Source organism: Paracidovorax sp. MALMAid1276 (assembly GCF_049198005.1).
GTDB lineage: Bacteria > Pseudomonadota > Gammaproteobacteria > Burkholderiales > Burkholderiaceae_C > Acidovorax.
This window is the reverse complement of the sequence record NZ_JBMIRS010000083.1, coordinates 1-3,415: the sequence shown is the minus strand read 5'-3', so window position 1 is coordinate 3,415 and position 3,415 is coordinate 1. Positions and strand designations below refer to the sequence as shown.

The window sequence follows — 3,415 nt, the reverse complement described above, 5'->3', positions numbered from 1 at the left end:
CGACAGGCTCAGCCCGAACGGTTGGGGGTGAAAGGTGCGGAGCCTCGGCTCCGCCAAGGGGAGCCGGAACGGGTGCGGGCGGACATTGCTGCGCCCTGGCCTCGACAGGCTCAGCCCGAACGGGCAGGGTGTGGGCCAGGTGCTGCAGCGCGCCCAGCCACACGGCATAGGTCTTGCCCGCGCCGGTGGTGGCATGCAGCAGGCCCGAGCGGCCTTCGCCCAGGGCCTGCCACACCTCGTGCTGAAAGCCAAAGGGCTGCCAGCCACGCGCTGCCATCCAGGCCGATGCCGGGCCAGATGCTGCGGCCGCCGATGCCGTCTTGCGCGAACGCCGGGGCGTGCTGCTCATGCGCCGGCATCCTGCCCGGGCATCAGGGCCATCAGCGTCTGCAGGGTGTCGGCATCGTCCACGGTCTTGTCCTGGCGCCAGCGCAGCATGCGCGGAAAGCGCACGGCGATGCCGCTCTTGTGGCGCGGGCTTTTGCTGATGCCTTCGAATCCCAGCTCAAACACCAAGGTCGCATCCACGCTGCGGACGGGCCCAAAGCTCTCGCGCGTGGTCTTGCGGACGATGGCGTCCACCCGCGCGATCTCGGCGTCCGTCAGGCCCGAATAGGCCTTGGCAAACGGCACGAGCTGCCGGTCGGGGTCCTCCGGCGGGCCGCTCCACACCGCAAAGGTGTAGTCGGTGTAGAGGCTTGCGCGCCGTCCGTGGCCGCGCTGGGCATAGATCAGCACGGCGTCCACGCTCATGGGGTCGATCTTCCACTTCCACCACACGCCCACGTCCTTGGTGCGGCCCACGCCGTAGTGCGCACCGCGGTGCTTGAGCATGAAGCCCTCGGTGCCCATACTGCGCGCGGCCTCGCGCTGGTGGGCCAGGTCGGGCCAGCCAGCGCCGTGCAGCAGGGGGCTCAGGCGCAAAGTGGCGCCGGACACTCCTGCGGGCGGTGGAGAAGGCTCCAGCTCGAATTCCCCCATCCGTTCGGACTGAGCTTGTCGAAGTCCTGCGCCGCGCTTCGACGGGCTCAGCGTGAACGGTTCGGGGGGCACATCGGTTGCAGGAGCGGTGGCGCACGCGTTCCATTCGTTTGAAGCTTCCCCCACCCGTTCGGGCTGAGCTTGTCGAAGTCCTGCGTCGCGCTCAGGAAGGCTCCGCAGGAAGGGTGAGGAGGGCTCCAACACAGCCCCCAGCAGAGCCCGCCGCGCTTTTTGGGGCGTCGGCCGCACATCCTGCCCCGCATGCTCCAGCAGGTCGTACGTGACCAGCACCACCGGCAGCTCGCGCAGCAGCTTGGGCGTCAAGGTCTTGCGTCCCAGGCGCTTTTGCAGGTCGGCAAAGGGGCGGGGGCCGGGCTCTTCGGGCAGCCACACCAGTATCTCGCCGTCCACCACCGTGCCGTCCGGCAGCTGCGCCATGGCGGCTTTGCCCAGCTCGGGGAAGCGGTCGGTCACCAGCTCTTCGCCGCGCGACCACACCCAGACCTGGCCCGCACGGCGCACGATCTGCGCGCGGATGCCGTCCCACTTCCACTCCACCAGCCAGTCGTCGGCCGCGCCCAGCACGGCGGGCATGTCGGCCACCGGCTGGCTGAACGGGTGGGCCAGGAAGAACGGGTAGGGCCGGCCCGCATCGGCCGCGTCCGGCGTGTCGGCATCGGCGTCCACGGGGGCCATCAGTGCCTGGTAGTCGCCGGCCTGCGGCTGACGGCCAATCTGCGTGTAGCCCATCAGGCGGTGGGCGATGCGCTTGGGGTCCAGCCCGCTCACCGTGGCCAGGGCCTGCGTCACCTGCAGGCGCGACACGCCCACGCGAAAGTTGCCGGTGATGAGCTTGAAGTACACAAAGCGCTGCTCGGGTGCCAGCATGTTCCACTGCGCGCGCAGCCGGGCGTCCGCCTCTTCGGGCGGCAAGGCGCGCAGCGGCAGCAGCTGCGCCATCCATTCGGCCAGGGGCCGGTCCACCGGCTGCACTGGGGGCGGCAGCAGCAGGGCCAGTGTCTCGGCCAGGTCGCCCACGGCCTGGTAGCTTTCTTCAAACAGCCATTCGGGCAGCCCCGCAGCCTCTTGCGCCAGGGCTTTCAGGCGTTTGGTGGGCACCATCTGGCGCGGCTTGCCGCCCGCCAGAAAGTAGATGGCCCAGGCCGCATCGCCCGGGGCCGCCACGCGCAGGTAGGCCACCAGCGCCGCCAGCTTGGCCGACTGGGCGGTGGTGGCGTCCAGCGCCTGGAACAGTGCGGCAAAGGCCTTCATGGGGCGGCCTCCGGGGGGCCGTCCTGCGCTGCGGGCGCGGCGGCGCCGGTGTCGTCCTCGCTGCCGTCGGCACCGTATTCGGTCGCAAACACCTGCGCGTCCAGCCCCTGCTCGCACAGCCAGCGCACCATCACCTCGGTGCTGCCATGGGTCACGATGATGCGCTCGGCCCCGGTCGCGCCAATGGCTTTTTGCAGGCTGGGCCAGTCGGCGTGGTCGCTCATCACAAAGCCGCGGTCCACGCCGCGGCGCCGGCGCGCGCCGCGCACCAGCATCCAGCCGCTCGCAAAGGCGTCGGAATGATCGCCAAACCGTTTGAGCCAGGGGGAGCCAGCGGTCGAGGGCGGCGCCAGCACCAGCGCGCGTTTCAGGTCCGCCTTGGTCACGCCCGGGTCCGTCACGCGCACGGTGGGCGGCAGCGCCACGCCCGCCGCGCGGTACACGGCGTTCAGCGGCTCTACCGCGCCATGCACGACGATGGGGCCGATGTTCGGGTCCACCCCGTGCAGCAGCCTCTGCGCCTTGCCGAAGGCATAGGCATACAGCGCGCTGGCCCTGCCCGCCGCCGCATTCGCGGCCCACCAGGCATTGATGTCGGCAAACAGCGCGGGCTGCGCGGGCCAGCGGTAGATGGGCAGGCCAAAGGTGGATTCGGTGATGAAGGTGTGGCAGCGCACGGGCTCGAACGGCGGGCAGGTGCCATCGTCTTCGAGCTTGTAGTCGCCCGAGGCCACCCACACCTCGCCCGCGTGTTCGATGCGCACCTGGGCCGAGCCCAGCACATGGCCCGCAGGGTGCAGCGACAGTTTCACGCCGTGGTGGTCGATCGCGTCGCCATAGGCCAGGGTCTGCAGATCGATGTCCGCGCCCAGCCGGTTGCGCAAGGTGCCTTCGCTGTCAGCGTGGGCCAGGTAATGGGCCGAGCCCATGCGCGCGTGGTCGCTGTGGGCGTGGGTGATGACGGCCCGATCCACCGGCCGCCAGGGGTCGATGTAGAAATCGCCGGGCGGGCAGTACAGGCCTTCGGGGCGGTGGACGATCAGGTCGCTGCGGGGCATGGGTGTGGCATCGTAGGCGGCGGCCCAAAGCCGAGGAGGGGCTTGGGATATGAAGATGGGTCGGTGAAAATTGGGGTAAAAATAGGCTTCAGCGCTTATCCATC

At 69.9% G+C, this 3,415-nt stretch carries 3 protein-coding genes; all 3 read right to left on the bottom strand.

All coding sequences use genetic code 11. The annotated features are described in order from the left end of the window. Positions 1–349: hypothetical protein (locus ACOQFS_RS05420; protein ID WP_421561887.1), on the bottom strand; the 349-nt coding region annotated here is incomplete at its 3' end. Next, a complete protein-coding gene (locus ACOQFS_RS05415) occupies positions 346–2,253 on the bottom strand; it encodes an ATP-dependent DNA ligase (RefSeq protein WP_421561886.1) in 1,908 nt (635 codons plus the stop codon). The genes ACOQFS_RS05415 and ACOQFS_RS05420, both read right to left, overlap by 4 nt. Next, a complete protein-coding gene (locus tag ACOQFS_RS05410) occupies positions 2,250–3,311 on the bottom strand; it encodes a ligase-associated DNA damage response exonuclease (RefSeq protein ID WP_421561885.1) in 1,062 nt (353 codons plus the stop codon). Before ACOQFS_RS05410 ends, ACOQFS_RS05415 begins: the two co-directional genes overlap by 4 nt. Positions 3,312–3,415 lie beyond the last annotated feature (104 nt).

Coding starts and splice junctions, on each gene's coding strand:
- ACOQFS_RS05415 (WP_421561886.1), bottom strand. CDS start 2,253: ATGAAGGCCTTTGCCGCACTGTTCCAGGCGCTGGACGCCACCACCGCC.
- ACOQFS_RS05410 (WP_421561885.1), bottom strand. CDS start 3,311: ATGCCCCGCAGCGACCTGATCGTCCACCGCCCCGAAGGCCTGTACTGC.